This window comes from Candidatus Bandiella numerosa, assembly GCF_021811875.1.
Lineage (GTDB): Bacteria > Pseudomonadota > Alphaproteobacteria > Rickettsiales > Midichloriaceae > Aquirickettsia > Aquirickettsia numerosa_A.
The window spans coordinates 1-2,819 of the sequence record NZ_JAJBJD010000145.1; the positions used below are offsets into that span (position 1 = coordinate 1).

The 2,819-nt window shown below is 27.6% G+C and carries 4 protein-coding genes; all 4 read right to left on the bottom strand.

Annotated elements, in window-relative coordinates; translation table 11 throughout:
- Positions 1-277: 277 nt before the first annotated feature.
- Complete coding sequence (locus L8D11_RS04745) at positions 278-781, bottom strand: TlpA family protein disulfide reductase (protein WP_236870523.1); 504 nt, start codon at positions 779-781, stop codon at positions 278-280.
- On the bottom strand, positions 771-1,436 hold the full coding sequence (gene lipB, locus L8D11_RS04750) for a lipoyl(octanoyl) transferase LipB (RefSeq protein ID WP_236870524.1): 666 nt from the start codon (positions 1,434-1,436) through the stop codon (positions 771-773). The genes L8D11_RS04745 and lipB overlap by 11 nt, the downstream gene beginning before the upstream one ends.
- Positions 1,423-2,466 (bottom strand): ferrochelatase, encoded by a 1,044-nt coding sequence (gene hemH / locus L8D11_RS04755; RefSeq protein ID WP_236870525.1) that lies wholly within the window; start codon positions 2,464-2,466, stop codon positions 1,423-1,425. Before hemH ends, lipB begins: the two co-directional genes overlap by 14 nt.
- A gap of 156 nt (positions 2,467-2,622) precedes the next feature.
- Positions 2,623-2,819: hypothetical protein (locus L8D11_RS04760; protein WP_236870526.1), on the bottom strand; the 197-nt coding region annotated here is incomplete at its 5' end.

Below are 2,819 nucleotides of genomic sequence, written 5' to 3' on the forward strand. Positions count from 1 at the left end.
TTTCTTGAATTCCTATTATTCTATCAGCTTTTATACCAAACTTATCGTTCTTCTTTATATGAATCTAATTTTTTAAATCCATTTATTGCATATCTTCCTTGCTTTGCATTTATGCAACGGCCTTATTATTTCAAAATCCATTTGATACCTGTATTGTTTTAGGTCAAAGGTTAGCACTTTTCCTATTTATACGCTATCTAATATTTATGCTTCCTCTAAATTTTTAATAATTCTTTTTAATGATTTTATCTGCTTTTCTTCTGTGTTATTTTCCATTTCATTCTGAAATAATTATTTTTAATTTTTGATTATCTATTTGCCCAGCAATCACTTCAATAATCTCATTATTGGCCGAATTTATAATAAATGTGACTGGAAAAGTATTTAATTTCATACTTTGGTATAAATTTGAATTTATAATAAATACATCCTCATAATAATTGCCATTTTTTTTTAACCAATCAATCACGACGCTTCGCTCCTCATCAATTATAAAGCCATATAAAAATATACCTTCATTTTGAAAAATTTTTAATTTTGATAACTCATCTACGCACTCTTGACACCTGGTTGAAAAAAAATGTAGAATTACATACTTATTTTTATTGCTTTTGAGCTTAATTTCATCTCCTGTTATTATGCTTTTCATGTTAAGAAAGCTTAATCTATTACTTTTTAAATCTATAACACTCTCAAATTTATCGTTTAACTTTATCTTAAAAGCAAATAATGTCACAATCAAAATAAAAAATATAAGTGGTAAAAAAAATTTAAATTTCATATTCCTTGTCAAGCTTGAAATTAAAGGTATCAAAAAAACAATTTTTAATAATTTTGTTTAGCTCTTTGCTCTCTATACACTTTTTTGTTTCCATATAAATGGACGTCATTCTGCAATCATGTATTCCACATGGGTTAATGTTATCAAAAAAGCTCATGTCAGGGTTAATATTTATTGCCAGACCATGATATGATACCCATTTCTTTACTCTTATTCCAATCGAGGTTATTTTTTTATTAGCATTATCATTATGAACCCAAATACCAATATTTTTCTTATCCGCATAAGTGATAATGTTATTGTGAGTAAAAATTGAAATTATCCAGTTTTCCAACATTCTTATAAAAAATTTTAAATCTATCTTACCATCGAAAAGTTTTTTTAAATCAAGCATAACATAAATTATTTTTTGTCCAGGTCCATGATAAGTGATTTTACCACCTCTATCTGTGTTGATAAAAGGTATATCTACTATATTTTTAATATCAGTGCTCACTGCACTTCTTCCAAGTGTATATATACTAGGGTGCTCTAACAACCATACTGCTTGATTTTCATTCCCCTCAATAATTTTTTGCACTTTGGCATGCATAAAATCAATTGCAAAATCATAATCTATTGGATTGTAAGAATAAATAAAATCAATTTTTGGCATTTATTGAATCAGATCTTTGAAAACATCTGCAAAATTGGCTTGGACATGAGGCAACTTTATATACTTCACCCATAATTATATTCTTCAGTCCTTCAATAAATTTATCATCTTCACTTACTGTTTTTGTCCTATGATATGCTATTGCACCATTTTCTATTGCTAATTCTTTGTATTCGATATCCAATTCAACCAAAGTTTCAACATGCTCTGATACAAATGAAATAGGCACTACTAATATATTTCTATTCTTTTTTGAGGCCTCAATTATAATTTCATCAGCATAAGGTTTAATCCATGATACCGGCCCCACTCTACTTTGATAAGCTAAAACATAATCTAGATCATGAATATCTGCTGCTTCAATTATCAATTTTACAGTATTTTGTACTTGCCATTGATAAGGGTCCCCTGATTTAATTATTTTCTCTGGCAAGCCATGTGCTACAAATATTACATAAGGTTTGCCATTTTTTGTTAAAGCCTTATGATATGCCATATAAAAAATTTTTGTGACTGATAAAATAAATTCTTTTTGAAAATAGTAACAACAGGTAATTTTTTGAGGACAATTTAGACCTGAATTTTTGAAAGCTATATTCCATTTTTCTAAAAACGAAGCTGTAGTAGTTGTAGAAAATTGTGGGTATAGAGGAATTAAAACTATATCTGTTGGATTATATTCAACTATCTGTTTTATGGTTTCCTGTGGCAATGGATGACAAAAATTCATACTAATAAAAACTTCATACCGATCTTTATCAAGCTTTTCCTGAAGAGCTTCCCTTTGTTTTATCGTATTTACAAATATTGGTGATTTTCCACCTAATTTATCATAATTCCTCATAGCCTCTTTTTTTCTTAATTTAGAAATTAGCTTAGCAAGTATATATCTAAAAGGGTTAGGTAAATTAATAATGTTTTTGTCATTAAATAGGTTAAACAGGAAAAATTCTATTTCATTTCTACTGTTTGGCCCTCCTAAATTATATATTACAACAGCAGTTTTATTTTTAATGTTGATATTTTCCATGAAAAATGATATTGATATTTTACAAAATGAATATTATCAGTAAGCTTACAATTATCAAATAGTTATTTACTACCGTAGTTTGCTTGTGAAAATAAAGACCATAAATTTTATATATTGTTTAGTATTAATAACATTTTTTTGGGGATCGTTATATTGTTACGGAGACAATACAAATGGCCCATATGATCTATTGCAACAGCTCAAAAATGTACCAAAAACAAAATCAAATAAAAAAGACCATTGCATAATAGGCAGAAAGAAACATATATGATAGAATGAAAAGATAAGTACATACGAAAGAGGAGGCAAAATGTCATTTTTAGTAAGAGAAGCAGAAGAACGTATAGAGAAGA

Coding starts and splice junctions, on each gene's coding strand:
- lipB (WP_236870524.1), bottom strand. CDS start 1,436: ATGCCAAAAATTGATTTTATTTATTCTTACAATCCAATAGATTATGAT.
- hemH (WP_236870525.1), bottom strand. CDS start 2,466: ATGGAAAATATCAACATTAAAAATAAAACTGCTGTTGTAATATATAAT.
- L8D11_RS04745 (WP_236870523.1), bottom strand. CDS start 781: ATGAAATTTAAATTTTTTTTACCACTTATATTTTTTATTTTGATTGTG.